The organism is Mesorhizobium hunchu (assembly GCF_040081975.1).
Taxonomy (GTDB): domain Bacteria; phylum Pseudomonadota; class Alphaproteobacteria; order Rhizobiales; family Rhizobiaceae; genus Mesorhizobium; species Mesorhizobium hunchu.
In genome coordinates this window covers 654,205-675,115 of record NZ_JBEBMG010000001.1, presented here as the reverse complement: position 1 = coordinate 675,115, position 20,911 = coordinate 654,205, and the positions used below count along the sequence as shown (strand labels likewise).

The following is a 20,911-nucleotide window of genomic DNA, read 5'->3' as shown; positions in this document are numbered from 1 at the left end:
CCGGTCGCAAAAGCGGGGCGGCGTTCAACCAAGGTCGGCCGCGGCCCTGGCGAGACCGGCGGTGAGGTCGCCGTAGCCCGTCGCGCGGCGCTCATAGGTCAGTCCCAACAGCCTGGCGGCATCCTCGGCCACCCTGTCCAGGGCGGGATCGTCGGTCTGGGCGAGGTAGATGAGCTTCTCGTAGTTGCCGAAGTAGTCCGGGATCAACTCGGGATGCCTGTCGAGGCCGAGCGGCTTCATGAAGAAGGCGTCGAACTGCCGGCACAGGAAGTCGGTCATGTAGAACGACATCATGTCGTCGTCCGCGACTTTCCGGTATGCCTCCTGACCCTGGTAGAAGGCGAAGCAGTGCGGGCCGTCCATGCGTTCCACGCCGTGCTTTTCGATCACCTTGTCCAACTGGCCGCCGGTGCCGCAATCGCCGTAGCCGACGAAAATGTGGCTGTATCCTTCGGCCCTGGCCTCGGCGATGGCCTTCTCCATCGCCGGTGCGATGCGATCCGGGTAGAAATGGAACTCCGCCGGCAGGCAGGTCAGCTCGATGTGGTCGAGGCCAAGCTGCTGCTTGACGGCCAGAACCTCACGGGCAATCATCCCACAGGCGATGACCAGCAGTTTGTCGTCTTGAGATGGTCCGGTTTTTCGTGCCGTGTCCATGGAACCAGCCGTATCGGTCTTCGTTGCTAGGGACCAGCGTCTATTCGGAGAGGGAGACACCGTCCATGAAACTGTTCCGCATCGCGCCGATCGCCGTCCTGGCTTGTGCCCTGGCGCTCGCGGCATGCGCCAACACGGTGCGTGGCGTCGGCCGTGACGTGAAGAGCACCGCCAACGCGGTGGAAGATAGCGTCAACAACTGACGGCCGTCATATGATAGCGGTCGAGCCGCGCCGCAAGGCGCGGCTTTCCGCGATCAGGCCGAAGCGCGAACGTTGTGCTTGCGCTTCATGAAATCCTTGGCGGTCTCGACCGCAACGGCCGCGTCGCGGCAATAGGCGTCGGCGCCGACTGCCTTGCCGAATTCCTCGTTGAGCGGCGCGCCGCCGACCAGCACGACATAGTCGTCGCGGATGCCCTTTTCCTTCAACGTGTCGATGACCACCTTCATGTAGGGCATGGTGGTGGTCAGCAGCGCCGACATGCCGATGATGTCGGGCTGGTGCTCCTCGATCGCCGCCAGGTATTTTTCGACGGCGTTGTTGATGCCGAGGTCGATGACGTCGAAGCCGGCGCCCTCCATCATCATGCCGACCAGGTTCTTGCCGATGTCGTGGATATCGCCCTTGACGGTGCCGATCACCAGCTTGCCCTGCTTGGGCGCGCCGGTGGCCGCCAGCAACGGGCGCAGGATCGCCATGCCGGCCTTCATCGCGTTGGCCGACAAGAGCACTTCCGGCACGAACAGGATGCCGTCGCGGAAATCCTCGCCGACGATGCGCATGCCCTCGACCAGCGCTTCCGTCAGCACCGTATAGGGCTGCCAGCCGCGTCCGAGCAGGATGTTGGTGCCTTCCTCGATCTCTTCCTTGAGACCGTCGTAAAGGTCGTCGTGCATCTGCTGGACGAGTTCGTCGTCGGAAAGCTCGGACAGGATGATCTCGTCGTCGGACATATATCCATCTCCCGGTACCCGCCGCGGCGGTTCTGATGCTCACGGCAATATCTATCGCGTGCGCATAGGCCCTCCATAGCCGATTTGCGACCTCGTGCAAAAGGAAAGCGACTGGAAATCTATTGGTTTTCTTGTCGATTTTGCGACAGAGCTTGGCGCTGGCGGGCCGTTTCCGGTAGGGTGCATGACTACGATCCGGCGAGGAGCCGCCAGACTGCGCGGCGCAACGGATTTCCAGGGAATGACACGATGAGCGAGACAGCGGCGGTCGAGCATGATCATGCGGGCGGCAGGCGAGGCCGGGGAGATCGCGGCGGCGCTGCGGCGCGGCGCGCGGCGCGCTCGGGCGGCGGGCCGGGCACGCAGCTCACCTACATCAGGCGCAAGATCAAGGTCTACGAGGTGCTGGACGAGGAAGGCCTGGCGCTGATCGAGAAGAACGCGGACACGGTGCTTGAGGAAACCGGCATCATTTTTCGCGATGACGAGGAAGCGCTGAAGCTCTGGAAAGAGGCGGGCGCCGACGTCAAGGGCGAACGCGTGCATTTCCCGAAGGGGCTCTGCCGGTCGCTGCTCAAGACCGCGCCGAGCCAGTATATCCAGCACGCCCGCAACGGCGAGCGCTCGGTGCAGATCGGCGGCGACGCCACCGTGTTCGCGCCCGTCTACGGCCCGCCCTTCGTGCGCGACCTCGACGGCAACCGCCGCTACGCGACGATCGAGGATTTCCAGAACTTCGTGAAGCTCGCCTATCTGGCGCCGTCGATCCACCATTCGGGCGGCACGGTCTGCGAGCCGGTCGACGTGCCGGTGAACAAGCGCCACCTCGACATGATCTATGCCCATATCCGCTATTCCGACAAACCGTTCATGGGCTCGGTGACGGCGCCGGAGCGGGCGCAGGACACGGTCGACATGGCCAAGATCGTGTTCGGCGACGACTTCGTCGAGAACAACACGGTGCTGACCTCGCTGATCAACGCCAACTCGCCGATGGTGTTCGACGAGACGATGCTGGGCGCGCTGAAGGTCTATTCGCGCCACAACCAGGCCTGCATCGTCACGCCCTTCATCCTCGCCGGTGCCATGAGCCCGGTGACGGTGGCCGGAACGCTGACGCAGGTGCTGGCGGAAGTGCTGGCCGGCGCGTCCTTCACCCAGTTGATCCGCCCTGGCGCCCCGGTGCTGTTCGGCACCTTCGCCTCGTCGATCTCGATGCAGTCGGGAGCGCCGACCTTCGGCACGCCGGAGCCGTCGCTGGTGTCCTATGGCGCGGCGCAACTGGCGCGCCGGCTCGGCCTGCCGTTCCGCACCGGCGGGTCGCTGTGCGCCTCCAAGATCCCGGATGCGCAGGCGGCCTATGAGAGCGCCAATACCCTCAACTCAACCATCCTCGCCGGCACCAACTTCGTGCTGCATTCGGCCGGCTGGCTGGAGGGCGGTCTCGCCTCCTGCTACGAGAAGTTCATGATGGATATCGACCAACTCGGGATGCAGCAGAAGTTCTGCGAGGGCGTCGATCTCTCCGAGAACGGGCAGGCGATGGATGCCATCCGCGAGGTCGGGCCAGGCAGCCACTATCTCGGCTGCAGCCATACGCAGGCCAACTTCCAGACCGCCTTCTACCGGTCGAGCATCGCCGACAACAATTCCTACGAACAGTGGCTGGCGGAAGGCGAGAAGACCGCGCCGCAGCGCGCCAACGAACTGGCGCGGCGCTGGCTGGAGAGCTACGAGGCACCGTTCATCGATCCGGGCATCGACGACGGGCTGAAGGACTTCATCGCGCAGAAGAAGGAGTCGATGCCCGACGCCTTCACTTGAAGGGAGCCCGATACAGGCCGGGCTAAAGTGGCCGACATCATCCACAAGGAAGTCTGGCGCAGCGCCTTTCGCGAGCCGGACAGAGGAGGGTGACGCGTCAGCCGGCTTTTGCCAGGTTGGCGCGGACGACGTCGAGAAGGGCGCGCAGCTTGCTCGCCTCGGCGGCACGCCGCGGAAAATACAGGAACAGGCCGGGTTCCGTGATCGAGGCCTGCGGGAGGATTTCGACGAGGCTGCCGTTCGCCAGGTCCTCCCTGACCTGCATGTCGAAGATGTAGGCGATGCCGACGCCGGCAAGCGCCAGGGTCCGTGCATAGTCGGAATCCGACACCCTCGCCGTGCCCCGCACCGGCGCCTGGACCTCGCGATCCCCGTCCTTCAAATCCCAGTCATAGACGGCGCCGGAACCGAGCAGGCGGTAGCCGATGCAATTGTGGCCGGCGAGGGCCGCGATCGTCCGCGGCGTGCCGTTTTCTGCGAGATAGCGCGGCGAGGCCACCATGATCGCCCGGCATGGCGGGGTCATGCGCACGGCGACCATGTCCTGCGCGATCATTTCGCCCAGCCGGACGCCGGCATCGAAACCTTCTGCCACGACGTCCGTCAGCTTGTCGTCGGCGATGACCTCGACGGTCAGGCCGGGATGACGCCGCGCCATCTCGGCAAGGATCGGGGTCATGCCCAACTGGAGCGCGATGCGCGGCGCATTGATGCGCAGCAGACCGGAAACGTCGCCTTGCGCCGTACGGATCCGCTCGGCCGCGGCGTCGATTTCCCCGAAGGCCCGGGCTGCCGCCGAAACGAGGATATCGCCGGCCTCGGTAAGCGAGACGCTCCGCGTCGTGCGCGAAAACAACGGTGTGCCGAGCTGGACCTCGGCGGTGCGGACGGCATGGCTGACCGCAGAGGGGCCGACGCCGAGCTCGGCGGCTGCCCGGGCGAAGTTCCTGGTCCGGGCTACGGCCAGGATGGCGGGAAGCTGAGCAAGCAAAAGGCGATCCATTAATGAATCAAATAGCATGGTTCATTCAATTATGCCCAGATTGTTTCATGAGTATCGATGAGCCACCTTTCGTCCATCCAATCCAAAGGAGAGACGAGAATGGCTATCAAGGATCGTGTCTGGTTCATCACCGGTGCCTCTTCGGGTTTCGGCAAATCGCTGGCCGAGGCGGTGTTGGCGCGGGGCGAACGCGCCGTGCTGACGGCGCGGCGTATCGACCGCCTGGAGGACCTCGCCCGACAACACGGTGACAGGGCACTTGCGATCGCGCTCGACGTGACCGACGCTGACCAGCGCAGCCGCGCCGTCGCGACGGCGATCCGGCATTTCGGCCGTATCGACGTACTGGCGAATATCGCAGGCCGCGGTTCGGTCGGCGCCGTGGAAGAGTTCGCACCGGAGCAATTGCGTGCGCAACTCGAGCTGAATTTCTTCGCCGCGGCGGAACTGACGCGGCTGGTCTTGCCGCAGATGCGCGAGCAGGGCAGCGGCCATGTCCTGAACCTGACGAGCGTGGGCGGCGTGGTTTCGCTCGGCGGTTTCGGCGCTTATTGTGCCGGCAAGTTCGCGCTTGAGGGGTGGAGCGACGCGCTTCGCGACGAGGTCGCGCCGTTCGGCATCCGGGTGACGATCGTGGAGCCCGGCAATTTTCGCACCGAGTTCGCCGGCGACGTGAACATGCGGCCTGAGCAAACTCTCGACGCCTACCGGCCGTCGATCGCGCCGATCGAGGATTTCCTCTATGGGCAGGCGGGAACGCAGGCCGGCGATCCCGACAAGGCCGCCGCCCTGATGATCGAAGCGGTGGACAGCACCAACCCACCGGCGCGCCTGATGATGGGCAAGGATGCTTTCGACCTGTATGACCGGCTGATCGCGGCGCGCCACAAGGAATTTGACGAATGGCGCGCGCGCGGCGAGGCTACCGCCTTCGAGGACGCCAGCATGATCCGGATCGGTGGAGCGGACGCTGCATAACGGGAAAAGGATATCCGGCCGATGACGGGCGACGGTTTGGTCGACGCCGCTGCCCGCCACGGCCTTGCCGTGCGGGGCGGGTTCGTCTTTCAGGAAGGCGAGGCCGCGCCTTCGGCGCTTTCCGGTCGGTCGGCCAAGGCGGTGATGCTGATCGGAAACGCCGGCGCGTCATATTGGCCGCATTTCCAGCGCTGGCGTCGGGCGCAGCCCGCCGGCCTCGCAAATCCGCTCGATACATGGTGCCGGGAGGTGATCGGAGCGATCGCCGCAGAAGTCGGCGCGCGGGCGGTGTCGCCATCCGACAGGCCCTATCTGCCGTTCCAGCAATGGGCGATGCGCGCCGAAGGTCTGCGCCCGTCGCCGCTAGGCGTCCTCATGCACCCCGACTACGGTCTCTGGCATGCCTACCGCGGCGCGCTGCTGTTCGACGAGCCGCCGCCCTTGCAAGACGTTCAAGAACAGATTCACCTTTGTGACGCATGTGCCGGTAAACCCTGCCTGAAAAGCTGTCCGGTGGACGCGTATTCCGGAGCGGGGTTCGCATATCAGGACTGCCTGGCGCATGTGCGCGGCGAAAGTGGCGGTGCGTGCCGTGACGGCGGCTGTCTCGATCGCAACGCCTGCCCGTATGGAACGGATTACCGTTATCCGGCCGAGGTCCAGGCCTTCCACATGGCCGCCTTTGCGCGGCTGTAGGGTTCGTCAGTTGGTATAGTGCGTGCTGTCGGCCGCCGGATTCGGCGGTACGTCGCAGGTGGTGACCGAGCCGATCGTGCGGCATTTTTCGACGCGCGCTGCCGGGCATTCGGGCTCGGTCGAACCATCGCCGCAGGCCGGCGGCGGCGGAAAGCCGGCCGTGCGGGTCGCCTCGGGCGAGGGTGCAACCGTCGTCCCGATGGAGGGCTGGTCGGCGATATCCTTGTCGAGCGAGACCGGCGAAGCGCCAAGGGGCGCCGGCGTGAGGTTCTCGCCCGCCACCGTGGTGGAAGACGGGGCAAACCCCTCCGAAACGGGCGCGGCAGGGTTGATGGCGCCCTGATCGGAAGACGTGCAGCCCGCCAGCGCCGCAAGGATAAGAAGGGGAAGATATTTCATACCGGTCTCGCGTTGCCCGGCGATTTTTCAGACTGCCCTGCGTGATGCAAGCGCGAACGTCGCTTCGCGCGAATCTTCCCCGCACGAAATATTGAATGGACGCTCAACATGCGTCCTTGTCCGGGCGGAGCAGAAGCGTATCTGTCCGGGCATCGACCAGAAGCGGAGCAGGCCGGTGAAGAAGCGGGACATTGAAATCCAGACGCAGGACGGCACGGCGAAAGCGGGCCTTTTCGAGCCGCCTGGCGGAGGTGCCGGCAAGGCCGGCGTCATCCTTTATATGGATGCCTTTGGCCCCCGGCCGTCGCTCTTCGGGATGGCCGAACGGCTCGCGGGCGAGGGCTATTGCGTACTGGTGCCGGATCTTTTCTACCGCTTCGGCGACTACGGTCTTCTCGACGCCAGGACCGGCTTCGCCACCGAGGAAAGCGCCGCGAAAATCCGCGGCATGATCAGCGGGACCACCCAGGCGATGACGATGCGCGACAGCGGCGCCTTCATCGAGGCGCTGCGCGGACACGGCGCGACCGGGCCTGTCGGAGCCGTCGGCTACTGCATGGGCGGGGCGAGGGCGCTGAATGGCGCTGCGGCCTATCCTGAGCGTATCAAGGCGGCGGCGAGCTTCCACGGCGGCAATCTGGCCAGCGACGTGCCCGACAGCCCGCATCGCCGCGCGGCAGAGATCAAGGCGCGCGTCTATGTCGGTTGCTCCGGCGTGGACAAGAGCTTTCCGCCGGAACAGTCGGCGCGACTGGCCGAGGCGCTGCGGGCGGCCGAAGTCGATCACATCATCGAAAATTATGTCGGCATGCAGCATGGCTGGTGCGTGCCGGACCATTCGGTCTTCGACGAGAAGGGCGCCGAGCGGCACTGGAAGCGGCTGACGGAATTCTTCGCCGAGACGCTGGAGGCTTGAGGAACGGGGTGGCCGGACGCCACGATCCTCACGATCTGGAGCGCTTCGCCGGCGCTCAGGCTTCCGTGTTCCAACACGTCCTGGAGGAGCTCCGGCAGGGTCGCAAGGCGACGCACTGGATGTGGTTCGTCTTTCCGCAGATCGCCGGCCTCGGCTCCAGTGCCGTGTCCCGGCGCTACGCCATCGCTTCGCTGGAGGAGGCGCGGGCCTATCTGGCGCACCCGGTCCTCGGGCCGAGGCTGCGCGAATGCGTCGGCATCCTGCTCGATCTCGACGGGCTTTCGGCCCATGCAATATTCGGCAGCCCCGACGATATGAAGCTGCATTCGTCGCTGACGCTGTTCGCGCAGGCGGCGCCCGACGAATCCCTGTTCAGGAAAGCACTCGAGCGCTATTTCGCGGGTAGGCCGGATCAGGCGACGCTGCAGCGTCTCTGACAGGATGGCGCGATGCTACTTGCCTTCAGGCCGACGGGCCGACCATGAAGTCCAGCGTGCCGACGCCGTCCACGCCGGCGCTGACCCTGTTCCCGGCCAGGAGCGGGCCGACACCTGCCGGCGTGCCGGTGAAGATCAGGTCCCCGGCCTTGAGTTCCACCGCTTCCGAGCAGATCGCCACGATGTCGGCGAGCGGCCAGATCAGCTCGGCGAGATCGCCGTCCTGTTTCACCTCGCCGTTGACGGAGAGCCAGATGCGCCCTTTTTGCGGATGCCCGGTGACATCGGCGGGCGACAGCGGCCCGCATGGTGCCGAGCGGTCGAAGGCTTTCGCCCAGTCCCACGGCCGCGCCGCCTTTTTGGCGACGTCCTGAAGGTCGCGTCGCGTCAGGTCGACGCCGACGCCGTAGCCCCAGACATGGCCGAGCGCCGATTCGCGCGGGATGCGGAAGCCGTCCTTGCCGATCGCGGCTACCAGTTCGACTTCGTGATGAAGGTTGGCGGTCAGCGCGGGAAAGGGGATCGTCGAGCCGCTGTCGACGACCGCATCTGCGGGCTTCGTGAAGAAGAAGGGCGGATCGCGCTCGTCATTGCCCAGTTCGCGGGCGTGCGCCGCATAGTTGCGGCCGACGCAGAAGATGCGCCGCACGGGGAATCGCTTGTCGGACCCCTTGACGGCGACGGAGGGTGGGGCCGGCGGGGAAAAGATGAATTCTGACATGCTCGCTTACACTATGGGCAGAGGGTTACATGGGGCTGGGGATTGCGCGCGCACATTCGGCCGATTTGGCCGGTTCGGCAAGCTGCGTCTGCCGGTCGTGGCCAATTTTCCAGGGCGATAACGGATGCAAGGATTGGAAACGAACCGCACCGCTGTACTATTTGCTAATAACGCTCGCGCGCTGCCGCGCTATGGTTCGAGGGTGCCCTGACAGAGGTTGATCGGTGTCATGACTGCCGTCAGTGAAGCCGTGCGGTTTCTCATCATCGACGATCATCCGCTGTTTCGCGAGGCGCTGCACAGCGCCGTGCAGATGGCTTATCCCGATGTCGATACGGTGGAAGCGCGGTCGATCGGCGAGGCGATGGATCTGCTCGGCGGTCATCCGCCGTTCGACCTGGCGCTTCTCGACCTGTCGATGCCGGACGTGCACGGCTTCGACGGACTGCTGCAACTAAGAACCCGGCATCCGCGGCTTCCCGTGGTGGTCGTTTCGGGCCATGAGGAGCCGCGTGTGATCGCCGAGGCGCTCTCCTACGGCGCGGCTGGTTTCATTCCGAAATCGGCCCGCAAGGCCGATCTTGCGGCCGCCATCCGCTCCGTCATGGACGGCGCGATCTACGTGCCGGAAAATTACGAGCCGACGCAGCCGGACGACGGCAGCGCGGGCCGTGCCGACATGGTGCAGAGGCTATCCACCCTCACGCCGCAGCAATTGCGGGTGTTGCAGATGCTGCGCCAGGGCCTGCTCAACAAGCAGATCGCCTACGAGTTGCAGGTCGGCGAGACGACGGTGAAGGCGCATGTCTCGGAGATATTGCGCAAGCTCAACGTCTACAGCCGTACCCAGGCCGTCATCGAGGTGTCGAAGCTGGACAGCGCCGACCTGTTCCGGGAACAGCCGGGCCTGTAGGGATCGCTCAGACGAGGACGGCCTGCAGCCGCTTGAGTTCGTTCAAATGGGCGATCGTCACCTCGTAGCCCATCCGGATGGTCTCGTCGGCCCGGTGGAATTCGGTCATGCCGATATGGCCGAGCTTGGGCTGCAATGACAGGTCCGGCGGGTCGCCGGCCAGCCGTGCACGGGAAATGCGGTCCTGGATGATGGTGAAGGCCTCGACCATGACGCCGGTGATGCCGAGCCGCGTATCGCGGGCCTGCTGTTCGGAATCGCCACGCCCGGCTGGCGGGGAATCCTTCTCGACCACCAGTTCGCCGGCATTGTGCCTGATGACGGCGGCCCTGCCGAAGCTGTCGTAGTTGAGGTTGACCGCGACCACGAGCGGCTGTTCGTAGGCGCGGCAGACCGAAACCGGCACCGGGTTCACCAGTGCGCCGTCCACCAGCAGGCGTCCGTTGCAGTCCACCGGCTCGAACACGCCCGGAAGCGCATAGGAGGCGCGCATGGCGGTAATCAGCGAGCCGCTGGAAAGCCAGATCTCATGACCCGTCCGGATTTCCGAAGCCACGGCCACGAACGGCCTGGGAAGATCTTCGAAACGAACGCCTTCGAGGTGCTGGCGCAAGCGCGCGTCGAGCTTCATGCCGCCGAGCAGGCCGCTTCCGCCGAAGTGGAAATCGAGCAGGCCGAACATGCGCCGGCGGGTCAGGCCGCGAGCGAACTCTTCCAGCTCGTCCAGCTTGCCGGCAAGGTAGCAGCCGCCGACCAGGGCGCCGATCGAGGTGCCGGCGATCATGGAGATTTCGATTCCGGCCTCATCCAGCGCGCGCAACACCCCGATATGCGCCCAACCGCGGGCGCAGCCGCCGCCGAGCGCAAGCGCGATGCTGGTCTTCTTCGCGGCCTTGGCTTCGAGAACGCCGCCGGCCGACGACAGGCCGTTGGCTTCCTGAACGTTCGGTCTGTTTCGCAGTGACGCCCATTCGAGCATCAAGGGTCTCCTTGTCCCATCGTCAGCCTACGCCGCCGATGTATCGAAATCGTGAATCCGTGTGGTGGCAACAGGGCAGGGCGTTCACGAAGGGTTTCGATAGGTTTTGTCGGCATCGAACAGCGGCTCGCTGCCGTCACCGGCAAGCGTCGCCCTGCCGTCGACCAGCCCCACCGTCCGGTAGAAGCAGGAACGCCGGCCGGTGTGGCAGGTTGCATCGTGGCCCATCACTTTCACGCGCAGCCAGACGGCGTCCTGGTCACAATCGGTGAGCATCTCGACGACCTCCTGAAGATTGCCGGAGGTCTCCCCCTTCTTCCAGAGCGCGTTGCGCGAGCGCGACCAGTAATGCGCCACGCCGCTTTCCAGCGTGAGCGCCAGCGCCTCGGCGTTCATATGCGCCACCATGAGGAGCTTGCCGTCGCCGGCATCGGTCACCACGGCGGTGACGAGACCGTTGGCGTCGAAGCGCGGCGTGAAGGCCGAGCCTTCCTCGAGCGCTTTCTTGTCGCCTGGGGCGGGATCGAATGCGAGCGCCGGCATTGTGAAGTTCCTGCCTGTGCGATGCCGGCGGCCGGTCAGGCGGCGCCGCGCACCATGGAAATGAAGCGCACCTGCTCCTCCGGATTGTCGCGGAAGGCGCCGGTGAAGGTGGAGGTCAGCGTGGTGGAGCCCTGCTTGCGGATACCGCGCATGGCGATGCACATATGCTCGGCCTCGATCATGACGGCGACGCCGCGCGGATTGAGCGTCTCCTGGATCGCGCCGGCGATCTGCGCGGTCATGGCCTCCTGCGTCTGCAGGCGCTGGGCGAAAATGTCGACGACGCGGGCGATCTTGGACAGGCCCACGACCTTGCCGTCCGGCAGGTAGCCGACATGGGCCTTGCCGATGATCGGCACCATGTGATGCTCGCAATGGGAATGGAAGCTGATGTCCTTGACCAGCACCAGGTCGTCATAGCCCGCAACCTCCTCGAAGGTGCGGCCCAGTTCCTCGGCAGGCGACCGGTCGTAGCCGCCGAACATCTCGCGATACGCCTTGGCCACGCGCTTGGGCGTATCGAGCAGGCCCTCGCGGTCGGGATCGTCGCCGGTCCAGCGGATCAGCGTCCGCACCGCCGCCTCGACCTCCGCCTGGCTGGGGCGCTCGACGGTCTTGCCGGACTGTGATGACGGCACGGCGGCTTGCTTGATGACGGCGTCCATAAAGGCGTCTCCCGTAGTCCCGTTCGGGACGGGACGAGTTGAACGGACCACAGCCTTTTACGGGACGTCTGCCCGAAAGCGGCGTGACTGGGTCCGGAATGCGCCTCGGTCGTGCCGACCTTGCCGCGCCCGGAGCATGAGCATTATATATGGTCATGGTGAGCGAATGAAAGGCTGCGCACGGCAAAGCGTGTTCACCAAACGGCGACGGACCGGAAAATCATGATAGACGACGTCTACAACGCGAAAATTCTCGGTTTTGCCGGCAACATCGCCCGTACGGGCCGGCTGGAGAATCCCGACGCCACCGCCAAGGCGCATTCCAAGCTGTGCGGCTCGACCGTGCTCGTCGACCTGAAGATGCAGGACGGCGTGGTCACGGACTTCGCCCATGAGGTGAAGGCGTGCGCGCTCGGCCAGGCATCGTCCTCGATCATGGCGCGCCATGTCGTCGGCGCCAGCGCCGACGAGTTGCGGGCCGTGCGCGAGACGATGCTTCGGATGCTGAAGGAAAACGGCCCTCCGCCGGAAGGCCGTTTCGAGGAGCTGAAATATCTGGAGCCGGTACGCGACTACAAGGCCCGCCATGCCTCGACCATGCTGACCTTCGACGCCGTGGTCGACGCGATCGGCCAGATCGAGGCCAAGGCGGCGGAAGAGGCGGCCTGACCATGCGCCCCTCCGAAGCGTTGGAGAAGAACCGCGACAAGGTGCTGGAGATCATCGCCAAGTATCCGGTCGCCAATCCTCGGGTCTTCGGCTCGGTGGCGCGCGGCGAGGATGTCGCGGGCAGCGACATCGATATACTGATCGAGCGAACCGGTCCGATGAGTTATTTCGACATTTTCAGGCTGGAGGAAGAATTGATGTCAGTCCTCGAATGCCCCGTCGAAATAGGCACGAAGCTCAAGCGGCAAGCAGCAGAGGCGGCAAGTCGCGACCTTCGTCCACTATGAAAGCCACGCTCGACGAGGGTTTGAGTTCCGCCTTGTCGGATATCGTGTTCTGGGGTGAGCGTATCGGAACGCATTTGTCGTCGATCACGGAAGAGCGGTTCCTGGCTGACGGCACACTCGTGGATGCCGTTTGCTTTTGTATTTCCTGTATTGGTGAAGCCGCCGCCAGGGTCAGGCGGAACTGGCCTGATTTTGCGGCTCTCAATCCGGACCTGGAACTGGCCCATTCGAGCGCGATGCGCAACCGCATCATCCACGGATACTTCGATGTGGACCATCGCATCGTCTGGACGGCTGCGACGGTTTCAATTCCCGCTCTTGTGAAGGCTGCTCACAAATGCCTGGAGGCGGCCTAAGCCGCCGCCTCCTTGTCGGCCAGCATGTCCTTCACCATCGGGATGACCTTCGTCCCGTAGAGTTCGATGCTCTTCATCATCTTCCCGTGGCCGGTCGTGCCGGCGGAGTATTTCAGGTCGAAGCGATCCACGCCGAGCGCCGTCACTGTTGCGGCGATCTTCTTCGCCACGGTTTCGGGCGAACCGGCATAGGTGGACCCGCTCTCGATCTCGCGGATGAAGCTGTCCTTGGTGGTGGGCGGCCAGCCGCGCTCGGCGCCGATGCGGTCGTGCATGGCCTTGTAGCCAGGCCACAGCTCCTCACGCGCCTGCTCGTCGGTTTCGGCCACGTAGCCGGGCGAATGGACGCCGAGCGGCATGAAGCCTGTGGCGGCCTGCTCCTGCGCCCGCTGGTAGAGATCGACGAAGGGCAGGAAGCGGCGCGGGTCGCCGCCGATGATGGCGAGCGTCATGGGGATCTGGTAGCGGACCGAGCGGATGACGGATTCGGGCGAACCGCCGACGCCGATCCAGGCGCCCAGCCTGCCGGTTTCGATCTCGGGATAGACCGTAACGTCCTTCAGCGGCGGGCGAAGCTGGCCTTCCCAGTTCACCGGGCCGTTCTTCAGAAGCTCGGCGAACAGGTCGAGCTTCTCGTTGAACAGCATCTCGTAGTCGTTCAGCCGGTAGCCGAACAGCGGAAAGGACTCCGTGAAGGAGCCGCGGCCGAGGATCACCTCGGCGCGGCCGTTCGACAGGGCGTTCACAGTGGAAAAGCGCTCGAACACCCGGATCGGGTCGTCCGACGACAGCACCGTGACGGCTGATCCCAGTTTGATCCGGTTCGTGCGCGTGGCGATGCCCGCCAGCATCACTTCCGGGGCGGAAGTGGCGAAATCGGAACGATGGTGCTCGCCGACGCCGATGAAATCCACGCCGGTCTGATCGGCGAGGATCGCCTCGTCGAGCAGGTTGCGAATGACCTGGGCGTGCGGCAGGAGCTTGCCGTCGGCGTCGGCAGTGACGTCGCCGAACGTATCGAGGCCGAATTCGACAGTCTTAGTCATTGTCAGTTCTCTGGTCCGCGGGTGATCCGGTCGGGGCCGGTCGCGAGGGTCGCCAAAAATGGCGGCATGTTTGTCGCGGAAGACATAGGATGGTCGCTTCTTGTGTTCAAACTGAACGAACAACACGCACTGTTCAGGAATACTTGACGACCGGGCGACATCGTTGGTGGAATGACCTCGTACAACGCCGTTGGGCCGCCTATGTGAATGACGATGCCGAGCCATGACCATCCGCACAGTGCGCCAGGCCGCTCCCGCAACTGGAGAGGTCCCTGGCGACGCACGCCGGGACGGCTTGCGGGAACCGGTCTGGTGAGGCTCTATCAGCTCACGCTTTCGGGCTTCGTCGGCAATAGCTGCCGGCACATGCCGACCTGCTCCGAATACGCCTACGAAGCGATCGCGCGGCACGGACTTTGGACAGGCGGATGGTTGGGCCTGTTTCGCGTGATGCGCTGCGGACCGGGCGGCACGCACGGCATCGACAATGTGCCTCGGGATTTGTCGGACGATCTCGTCTGGTGGGCGCCGTGGCGCTATTGGCGCGTCGGACGCCCTCGCGACTGATCAGCGGGTTTACTTGGGCGAATTCTCGGCATCCGTCAGTTCTGACGGCTGTGTTCCTTCCACCGCCGGCGTCAATGTCTTCAGCAGGCGCCAGGCTGCCGGCGCAAGCGGCTTCCATTGCAGGGTGCTGTCGATGGCGCTGAGATCGTCTTCCCATTGCTGGCTCAAGACCGCGTCTTCAAGACCCGTCGCGGCCTCCCCGGCCGGACGGGGCCATGTCGACGCCGTGACGTCTGCGGCCATCAAGCCGCCGGTCTGGGCCGGCGCATACTCGCAAAGCGTGGGGTCGCAACACTCGTCGACAACGCCGGCAAGAGCGACAAGCGAAGGAGCGACGAAAAGGCCGACGGTTTCCCGGCTGGTCGCCTTGCGAATAAAATAGGCTTTCACGGCTCGAATGCTTCCAAAATCGGACAGAACCGCCTGTGTGCTGTCGTCAAATATCCTTGCCTCGCGAAAGCCGGGCGCATCCGCAAATCACAATAAAGTGAGGCTCGGCTCATATTTGTCGTGGCGACTTTAGAATTGGAATGTCCTGCTTTCAAGCGGTATGGTTTTTCGGACCGGCTCCGATTTGCGGGAACCGCTTATGTGCATGCGCGCAACAACCGGCGACGTCGCAAACGCATGGCAGCTTTCCTTGGGAGTGCGCTCCTGGACGAAATTTTGACCTGAAGCGAGAAATCAAAGACCGGCTTCACTTTCAGCCGGTTTTGACCTATGCCGCCCGCATCAACCCACCCGCGTTGGTATGCGGGACTGGATAGGAGCGACCGATGTCCCAGATTTCCCTTACATTTCCCGATGGTTCGGTACGCAGCTACGAGGCTGCGACGACCGGCGCCGTATTGGCGGAGTCCATCTCCAAGTCACTGGCCAAGAAGGCCGTCGCCTATACGCTGGACGGCACCTTGCACGACCTGTCCGACCCTGTCGGACGGTCCGGAGAGGTCGAGATCGTCACGCGCGAGGATCCGCGCGCGCTGGAACTGATCCGCCACGACGCGGCCCATGTGTTGGCCGAGGCCGTGCAGGAACTGTGGCCGGGAACGCAGGTGACCATCGGCCCGGTGATCGAGAACGGCTTCTATTACGACTTCGCGCGCAACGAGCCGTTCACGCCCGAGGATTTCCCGGTCATCGAGAAGAAGATGCGCGAGATCATCACGCGCAACAAGCCGTTCACCAAGGAGGTCTGGCCGCGCGACAAGGCGAGGCAGGTGTTCCGCGACAAGGGCGAAAACTACAAGGTAGAGCTGATCGACGCCATTCCGGAAGACCAGGACCTCAAGATATATTATCAGGGCGACTGGTTCGACCTGTGCCGTGGTCCGCATATGGCCTCGACCGGCCAGATCGGTTCGGCCTTCAAGCTGATGAAGGTGGCCGGCGCCCATTGGCGCGGCGATGCCAACAACCCGATGCTGACGCGCATCTACGGCACCGCCTGGGCCGACCAGGCCGAACTTGCCGACTATCTCCATATGCTGGAGGAGGCGGAGAAGCGCGACCATCGCCGTCTCGGCCGCGAGATGGACCTGTTCCATTTCCAGGAGGAGGGGCCGGGCGTCGTGTTCTGGCACGCCAAGGGCTGGAAGCTGTTCCAGAACCTCATCGCCTACATGCGCCGCCGCATCGACAACGAGTACCAGGAAGTCAACGCGCCGCAGGTGCTGGACAAGTCGCTGTGGGAAACGTCCGGGCACTGGGGCTGGTATCAGGAGAACATGTTCGCGGTGAAGTCCGCGCATGCCTTCACCCATCCCGACGACCCCGACGCCGACCAGCGCGTTTTCGCGCTGAAGCCGATGAACTGTCCCGGTCACGTGCAGATCTTCAAGCACGGGTTGAAGTCTTACCGCGATCTGCCGATCCGCCTTGCGGAATTCGGTAACGTGCATCGCTACGAGGCTTCCGGCGCGCTGCACGGGCTGATGCGCGTGCGCGGCTTCACGCAGGACGATGCGCATATCTTCTGCACGGAAGACCAGCTCGAGGAGGAAATCCTCAAGATCAACGACCTCATGATGTCGGTCTACGAAGATTTCGGCTTCGAGTCCGTCGAGGTCAAGCTCGCTACCCGTCCGGAGAAGCGGGTCGGCACGGATTCCGCGTGGGATCATGCCGAGGATATCCTGCGCCGCGCGCTGGCGAAGATGGCGCGCGAGGACAACCGCATCAAGACCGGCATCAACGAGGGCGAGGGTACGTTCTACGGCCCGAAATTCGAATATACGCTGAAGGACGCCATCGGCCGCGAGTGGCAGTGCGGGACGACCCAGGTCGACTTCAACCTGCCGGAACGGTTCGGCGCTTTCTATATCGGCTCGGATTCGGAGAAGAAGCAGCCCGTCATGGTGCACCGCGCCATCGCCGGGTCGCTGGAGCGGTTCCTCGGCATCCTGATCGAGAACTATTCCGGCCATTTCCCGCTGTGGCTGGCGCCGCTGCAGGTGGCGGTCGCGACGATTACCTCCGACGCCGACGACTATGCCAGGCAGGTGGTGGCGCGCCTCAAGGCGGCCGGGCTGACCGCCGAGACGGACCTGCGCAACGAGAAGATCAACTACAAGGTGCGCGAGCACAGCCTCGCCAAGGTGCCGGTCATCCTGGTGTGCGGGCGGCGCGAGGCGGAAGAGGGGACGGTCAATCTGCGCCGGCTCGGCTCGCGCGACCAGCAGTCGTTCGCGCTGGACGAAGCGGTGGCCATGCTGGTCGACGAGGCCCTGCCGCCGGACGTGCGGCGCAGCCGCGCGGGCTGATCCCGTCTTTTCACATCGGATGGCGGTGGGTCGGCCTGCCGCCATTTCAGGTGCCGATCACTGTGCGAACAAGGCGGTCGCTGGCTGCTGCGGCATCGGCGACCGTCGCGCAGGTTTGCTGCGGGACCGATGCGCTGCCGACCCTCAGTCGGCGCCTTCCTCGGGGTCCATCGCGGTCGCTTCTGAGGCGATGACCTCGACCTCCTCATTCTTGCCGGCCTCGACCTTGAAGTCCTTCTGGTAGATGCGGTCGCGGTTCTTGGCGATGACGGTGTAGTCGCCTTCGGCGAGAATCATCGGCGCATAGGCGCCGACGGCCTCCTTGATGGGGTCGCCGGATTCGTTGAGCACCGACCACGACGTATCGGCGATCGCCTCTCCGCCGTCCTCGCGCACCAGCTTCATGGTCACTTCGGCGGCGTGATGCTCGACGGTGGCCTGGGTCAGCTTGCCGGCCTCGACGCGGATGTCGGAGCGGATCACCGCATTGGTGGCGCCGTAGGTCGAAACCACATGATAGACCCCGGCATTGAGCCGCACCACCGTGTTCGGCTTCACGTCGGGGACGATCAGGGCGCGGTCGCCGTTCGGCTGGGCTTGCCCTTCGTAGATCGAGAATCGCAGCTTGCTGGCGGGGATGTGCTGTCCGCCGGACAGGATGGCGTCGAGTTTCAGCCCGCCGGCGTCCAGCACGATGGCCTCGCGCCTGGGGTCCTTGCCGATGGTAATGCGCTTGGTGGCGCCGGCACGGCCGTAGGAGGCGTGGACCAGATAGCTGCCGGGCTCGAGCTGGAAGGAGGCCGTGCCGCCATGCGCGGAAGCCACCAGCGGCAGTTTTCCGTCCGCTCCCGGTTCGGGCTTGAAGACGCGCCAGACGAGACCGCGGGTGATGTCGGCGCCCTTGTCGGTCAATTGCGCGCTCAGCGTGATGTCGCCGGCCGCGGACGTGGCCAGCGGAGCGTCGCCGTGGGACGGCGCGTATTTCGACAGGTCGGGCAGGTTCAGGTTGCCGAGACCGTCATTGTCCTGCGCGCCCGCCTGCCGCGCGAGGGCGACACACAGGATCGCAACCAGGGCGACGGGCAAAAGGCGAAAAACCCTCGACGACATGTCTTGCGTTGAAGCCCAAGCCGGTGGCAATTTCAAGGCCCTGTCCGGCGCAATCCGCGTCGAGCCCGAGCCGCCGCGGTCCCGTGGGCGCGCTTCAGCCAAATCAGCGTCACGGAGACCAGCGTCATGGCGTCGCCCATCATCGATTTTCTGCTCACCCGCAATTCTCCGCCGATCCAGGAACTGCACGGTCCCGCGCCGAGCGACGCCGAGATCGCGACCATCCTCACCGCCGCCTCGCGCGTTCCCGATCATGGCAGGCTGGAGCCGTGGCGCTTCATCCTCTATCGCGGCGATGCCCGCGTCGAGATCGGCAGGAAGCTCGCTGCGCTGGCAGAGCAGCGCGAAGGACCGCTGCCGGAAGGGCGCAGGAACCAGGAACTGACGCGGTTCTCGCGCGCGCCGCTGGTGATCGGCATCGTCTCCGTGCCGAAGGAGCATCCGAAGATTCCGCAATGGGAGATGTTCCTGTCCGGCGGCATGGCGGCGATGAACCTGATGACCGCCGCGAACGCGCTCGGCTATGGCACCAACATGATCACCAACTGGTATTCCGACCTGCCGGAGGGGCGGGCGATCCTCGGGCTTGCGCCGCAGGAGCGCGTGATCGGCTTCGTCCATATCGGCACCTTTTCCGGTACGGCGAGCGAGCGGCCACGGCCTGACGTTTCGAAACTGTATGCCGATTACAGCGGGCCGTGGGCATAGGCGTCATCCCGGAATTGGCTTCGGGCAAAGCGAGAAGACAATATCCGAGATACATTCCGCGGCCTTCGACGTTCCGGAATGGATCCCGGCTCTCGCCTCGCGCCCTTCGGACGCGGCCGGGATGACAGGTTCCGTGTGTGGCTCTACTCCGTCACCCCTGCAGCCTTCGCCCTTGCCAGCAGGCGCTCGGCCAGCCTGAGATGCGGCCGGTCGACCATCTTCCCCTCGATGGCGACCACGCCGGGATGCTCGGCGGCCTGGAAGGCGGAAACGATGGCGGTCGAGCGCTCGATCGCTTCGCGCGACGGTGTAAAGGCGGCGTTGATGACCGGCACCTGGTCGGGATGGATGGCCATCTTGGCGGTGAAGCCGTCGCGCTCCGCCGCCGCGCATTCGGCCTCGAATCCCGCCATGTCGCGGAAATCCGGGAACACGGTGTCGACCGCCGGCACGTCGGCGGCGGCCGCCGCGAGCAGCGTGAGCGCGCGGGCAAGGCGGAACACGTCGGTGTAGCGACCGGCGTCGTCGCGCGCCGTCCGTGCGCCGATCGCGGCAGACAGGTCTTCCGCGCCCCACGTCAATCCCGCTAGCCGCCCGCTTGCTCCGGCATAAGTCGAAGGAGCGAAAACGGCGGCGGCGGTTTCGGTGATGATCGGCAGAATGCGTATCGCGCCGTCCGCAAGGCCGGCTTCGGCCTCGTGGACGCGCAGCTTGGCGGACAGGAGCTGCACGTCCTGCCCGCCGGTCGATTTCGGCAGCATCACCCCGTTGGGCCGTGCTGGAACGAGTGCGGCAAGGTCGTCGTCGGTCAGGCCGGTGGCGAGATCGTTGACGCGCACATAGAGGGCGGCGTGCGCTTCGTGAGCTCGCGCGGCGATGAAATCGGCAGCGATGCGGCGGGCGGCCTGCTTGTTCGCCGGCGCGACGGAATCCTCCAGATCGACGATCAGCACGTCCGCGCCGCAGCCGAGAGCCTTTTCCAGCTTCCTTTCGGAATCGCCGGGGACGAAGAGCAGCGAGCGCATCAGGCGGCCGGCTTCTTCAGCATCATCGCCTGGCGCAGGCATTTCGCCACCAGCACGTCCTGCTGGTTGTAGGCGCGGTGCTCGAACTCGACGATGCCGCGGTCCGGCTTCGATTTCGACTCCCGCACCGAAACCACCGTGGTCTCGACGCGGATCGTGTCGCCGTGAAAGACCGGATGGGGAAACACGGTCTCCGTCATGCCGAGATTGGCGACCGTGGTGCCGACGGTGATGTCGTTCACGGAAATGCCGATCATCAGGCCGAGCGTGAACAGCGAATTGACCAGCGGCCGGCCCCATTCGGTCTTCGAGGCGAAGTCGAAATCGATATGCAGCGGCTGCGGGTTGAGCGTCATGACCGAGAACAGCATGTTGTCGCTTTCGGTCACGGTCTTGCGCAGCGAATGGCGGAAGACGTGACCGGCCGTGAATTCCTCGAGATAGAGACCGGGCATGATCCTTTCCTCCTGGAGTGGTGATAGTCATTGCCGGATGCGGCGGCAAGTCGTCGGGCGCGAACCAACAGGGCAATCGCATACGGCGATACCCCCACCCCTGTCCTTGCCGGGGCGAGACGCGTGGCTCGCCCCGGCAAGGACAGGGGTGGGGGTGCGCGGCCGTCAAAAATTTCATATGCGGTTGCCCTGCGCGAACCAAAGCGTGGAACATTGGCCCCATGCCTTCGTTGGCTTTGG

The 20,911-nt window shown here is 64.8% G+C and carries 26 protein-coding genes; 13 read left to right on the top strand and 13 right to left on the bottom strand.

Annotated elements, in window-relative coordinates; all coding sequences use genetic code 11:
- Positions 1 to 24 precede the first annotated feature (24 nt).
- Positions 25 to 657, bottom strand: a complete 633-nt coding sequence (locus ABMA46_RS03305; protein ID WP_348997843.1) for a DUF1638 domain-containing protein — start codon at positions 655 to 657, stop codon at positions 25 to 27.
- 65 nt (positions 658 to 722) lie between these two features.
- Between ABMA46_RS03305 and ABMA46_RS03300 the strand changes: the two genes are divergently transcribed.
- A complete protein-coding gene (locus tag ABMA46_RS03300; RefSeq protein ID WP_348997842.1) occupies positions 723 to 860 on the top strand; it encodes an EncA/B family entericidin in 138 nt (45 codons plus the stop codon).
- Positions 861 to 913: 53 nt separating this feature from the next.
- Here the strand turns inward: ABMA46_RS03300 and ABMA46_RS03295 are convergent, their stop codons facing one another.
- Positions 914 to 1,612 carry a corrinoid protein gene (locus tag ABMA46_RS03295; protein ID WP_348997841.1) on the bottom strand — a complete coding sequence of 233 codons (699 nt, stop codon included), beginning with the start codon at positions 1,610 to 1,612 and terminating at the stop codon, positions 914 to 916.
- Positions 1,613 to 1,861: 249 nt separating this feature from the next.
- On the opposite strand from ABMA46_RS03295, the gene ABMA46_RS03290 reads away from it, so the two are divergent.
- Complete coding sequence (locus ABMA46_RS03290; RefSeq protein ID WP_348997840.1) at positions 1,862 to 3,436, top strand: trimethylamine methyltransferase family protein; 1,575 nt, start codon at positions 1,862 to 1,864, stop codon at positions 3,434 to 3,436.
- Positions 3,437 to 3,533: 97 nt separating this feature from the next.
- Here the strand turns inward: ABMA46_RS03290 and ABMA46_RS03285 are convergent, their stop codons facing one another.
- Positions 3,534 to 4,439, bottom strand: coding sequence for a LysR family transcriptional regulator (locus ABMA46_RS03285; RefSeq protein ID WP_348997839.1), 906 nt, complete (start codon positions 4,437 to 4,439; stop codon positions 3,534 to 3,536).
- Positions 4,440 to 4,538: 99 nt separating this feature from the next.
- Between ABMA46_RS03285 and ABMA46_RS03280 the strand changes: the two genes are divergently transcribed.
- Together ABMA46_RS03280 and ABMA46_RS03275 are read left to right on the top strand one after the other, a co-directional pair.
- Positions 4,539 to 5,417 (top strand): oxidoreductase, encoded by an 879-nt coding sequence (locus ABMA46_RS03280; protein WP_348997838.1) that lies wholly within the window; start codon positions 4,539 to 4,541, stop codon positions 5,415 to 5,417.
- Positions 5,418 to 5,438: 21 nt separating this feature from the next.
- Positions 5,439 to 6,113: a hypothetical protein gene (locus ABMA46_RS03275; RefSeq protein WP_348997837.1), complete on the top strand. Its 675-nt coding sequence runs from the start codon at positions 5,439 to 5,441 to the stop codon at positions 6,111 to 6,113.
- Positions 6,114 to 6,119: 6 nt separating this feature from the next.
- On the opposite strand, the gene ABMA46_RS03270 is transcribed toward ABMA46_RS03275, so the two are convergent.
- Positions 6,120 to 6,512, bottom strand: a complete 393-nt coding sequence (locus ABMA46_RS03270) for a hypothetical protein (protein ID WP_348997836.1) — start codon at positions 6,510 to 6,512, stop codon at positions 6,120 to 6,122.
- A 175-nt stretch (positions 6,513 to 6,687) separates the two neighbouring features.
- Between ABMA46_RS03270 and ABMA46_RS03265 the strand changes: the two genes are divergently transcribed.
- Together ABMA46_RS03265 and ABMA46_RS03260 are read left to right on the top strand one after the other, a co-directional pair.
- Positions 6,688 to 7,428 carry a dienelactone hydrolase family protein gene (locus ABMA46_RS03265; RefSeq protein ID WP_348997835.1) on the top strand — a complete coding sequence of 247 codons (741 nt, stop codon included), beginning with the start codon at positions 6,688 to 6,690 and terminating at the stop codon, positions 7,426 to 7,428.
- A gap of 8 nt (positions 7,429 to 7,436) precedes the next feature.
- Positions 7,437 to 7,865 carry a DUF1810 domain-containing protein gene (locus ABMA46_RS03260; protein ID WP_348997834.1) on the top strand — a complete coding sequence of 143 codons (429 nt, stop codon included), beginning with the start codon at positions 7,437 to 7,439 and terminating at the stop codon, positions 7,863 to 7,865.
- Between the two features lie 25 nt (positions 7,866 to 7,890).
- On the opposite strand, the gene ABMA46_RS03255 is transcribed toward ABMA46_RS03260, so the two are convergent.
- Positions 7,891 to 8,586 carry a fumarylacetoacetate hydrolase family protein gene (locus tag ABMA46_RS03255; protein WP_348997833.1) on the bottom strand — a complete coding sequence of 232 codons (696 nt, stop codon included), beginning with the start codon at positions 8,584 to 8,586 and terminating at the stop codon, positions 7,891 to 7,893.
- A 229-nt stretch (positions 8,587 to 8,815) separates the two neighbouring features.
- On the opposite strand from ABMA46_RS03255, the gene ABMA46_RS03250 reads away from it, so the two are divergent.
- The gene (locus ABMA46_RS03250) at positions 8,816 to 9,499 is read left to right on the top strand and encodes a response regulator (protein WP_348997832.1); all 684 of its coding nucleotides are present in this window, start codon (positions 8,816 to 8,818) and stop codon (positions 9,497 to 9,499) included.
- A 7-nt stretch (positions 9,500 to 9,506) separates the two neighbouring features.
- On the opposite strand, the gene ABMA46_RS03245 is transcribed toward ABMA46_RS03250, so the two are convergent.
- From ABMA46_RS03245 to folE, 3 genes are all read right to left on the bottom strand, one after another.
- A complete protein-coding gene (locus ABMA46_RS03245) occupies positions 9,507 to 10,478 on the bottom strand; it encodes a patatin family protein (protein ID WP_348997831.1) in 972 nt (323 codons plus the stop codon).
- A gap of 84 nt (positions 10,479 to 10,562) precedes the next feature.
- A complete protein-coding gene (gene hisI / locus ABMA46_RS03240; protein WP_348997830.1) occupies positions 10,563 to 11,021 on the bottom strand; it encodes a phosphoribosyl-AMP cyclohydrolase in 459 nt (152 codons plus the stop codon).
- 35 nt (positions 11,022 to 11,056) lie between these two features.
- A complete protein-coding gene (gene folE, locus ABMA46_RS03235; RefSeq protein WP_348997829.1) occupies positions 11,057 to 11,686 on the bottom strand; it encodes a GTP cyclohydrolase I FolE in 630 nt (209 codons plus the stop codon).
- Between the two features lie 222 nt (positions 11,687 to 11,908).
- Between folE and ABMA46_RS03230 the strand changes: the two genes are divergently transcribed.
- From ABMA46_RS03230 to ABMA46_RS03220, 3 genes are read left to right on the top strand one after another with little or no spacing between them, the layout of a single operon-like run.
- Entirely contained in the window at positions 11,909 to 12,355 is a 447-nt protein-coding gene (locus ABMA46_RS03230) for an iron-sulfur cluster assembly scaffold protein (protein ID WP_348997828.1), read from the top strand.
- Positions 12,356 to 12,357: 2 nt separating this feature from the next.
- Positions 12,358 to 12,642 (top strand): nucleotidyltransferase family protein, encoded by a 285-nt coding sequence (locus ABMA46_RS03225; RefSeq protein WP_348997827.1) that lies wholly within the window; start codon positions 12,358 to 12,360, stop codon positions 12,640 to 12,642.
- Entirely contained in the window at positions 12,639 to 12,998 is a 360-nt protein-coding gene (locus ABMA46_RS03220) for a HepT-like ribonuclease domain-containing protein (protein WP_348997826.1), read from the top strand. Before ABMA46_RS03225 ends, ABMA46_RS03220 begins: the two co-directional genes overlap by 4 nt.
- Here the strand turns inward: ABMA46_RS03220 and ABMA46_RS03215 are convergent.
- Positions 12,995 to 14,044, bottom strand: coding sequence for an LLM class flavin-dependent oxidoreductase (locus tag ABMA46_RS03215; protein ID WP_348997825.1), 1,050 nt, complete (start codon positions 14,042 to 14,044; stop codon positions 12,995 to 12,997). The two genes, ABMA46_RS03220 and ABMA46_RS03215, sit on opposite strands and share 4 nt — an antisense overlap.
- Positions 14,045 to 14,257: 213 nt before the next feature.
- On the opposite strand from ABMA46_RS03215, the gene yidD reads away from it, so the two are divergent.
- A complete protein-coding gene (yidD, locus tag ABMA46_RS03210) occupies positions 14,258 to 14,611 on the top strand; it encodes a membrane protein insertion efficiency factor YidD (RefSeq protein WP_348997824.1) in 354 nt (117 codons plus the stop codon).
- Between the two features lie 9 nt (positions 14,612 to 14,620).
- On the opposite strand, the gene ABMA46_RS03205 is transcribed toward yidD, so the two are convergent.
- Positions 14,621 to 15,001: a hypothetical protein gene (locus tag ABMA46_RS03205; protein ID WP_348997823.1), complete on the bottom strand. Its 381-nt coding sequence runs from the start codon at positions 14,999 to 15,001 to the stop codon at positions 14,621 to 14,623.
- 386 nt (positions 15,002 to 15,387) lie between these two features.
- Between ABMA46_RS03205 and thrS the strand changes: the two genes are divergently transcribed.
- Positions 15,388 to 17,373, top strand: coding sequence for a threonine--tRNA ligase (gene thrS / locus ABMA46_RS03200; protein ID WP_348997822.1), 1,986 nt, complete (start codon positions 15,388 to 15,390; stop codon positions 17,371 to 17,373).
- Between the two features lie 144 nt (positions 17,374 to 17,517).
- Here the strand turns inward: thrS and ABMA46_RS03195 are convergent, their stop codons facing one another.
- The gene (locus ABMA46_RS03195; RefSeq protein ID WP_348997821.1) at positions 17,518 to 18,483 is read right to left on the bottom strand and encodes a hypothetical protein; all 966 of its coding nucleotides are present in this window, start codon (positions 18,481 to 18,483) and stop codon (positions 17,518 to 17,520) included.
- A 126-nt stretch (positions 18,484 to 18,609) separates the two neighbouring features.
- Between ABMA46_RS03195 and ABMA46_RS03190 the strand changes: the two genes are divergently transcribed.
- Positions 18,610 to 19,191 carry a nitroreductase family protein gene (locus ABMA46_RS03190; RefSeq protein WP_348997820.1) on the top strand — a complete coding sequence of 194 codons (582 nt, stop codon included), beginning with the start codon at positions 18,610 to 18,612 and terminating at the stop codon, positions 19,189 to 19,191.
- Between the two features lie 143 nt (positions 19,192 to 19,334).
- On the opposite strand, the gene ABMA46_RS03185 is transcribed toward ABMA46_RS03190, so the two are convergent.
- On the bottom strand, positions 19,335 to 20,216 hold the full coding sequence (locus ABMA46_RS03185; RefSeq protein WP_348997934.1) for an HpcH/HpaI aldolase/citrate lyase family protein: 882 nt from the start codon (positions 20,214 to 20,216) through the stop codon (positions 19,335 to 19,337).
- On the bottom strand, positions 20,216 to 20,671 hold the full coding sequence (locus ABMA46_RS03180; protein ID WP_348997819.1) for a MaoC family dehydratase: 456 nt from the start codon (positions 20,669 to 20,671) through the stop codon (positions 20,216 to 20,218). The genes ABMA46_RS03185 and ABMA46_RS03180 overlap by 1 nt, the downstream gene beginning before the upstream one ends.
- Positions 20,672 to 20,911 lie beyond the last annotated feature (240 nt).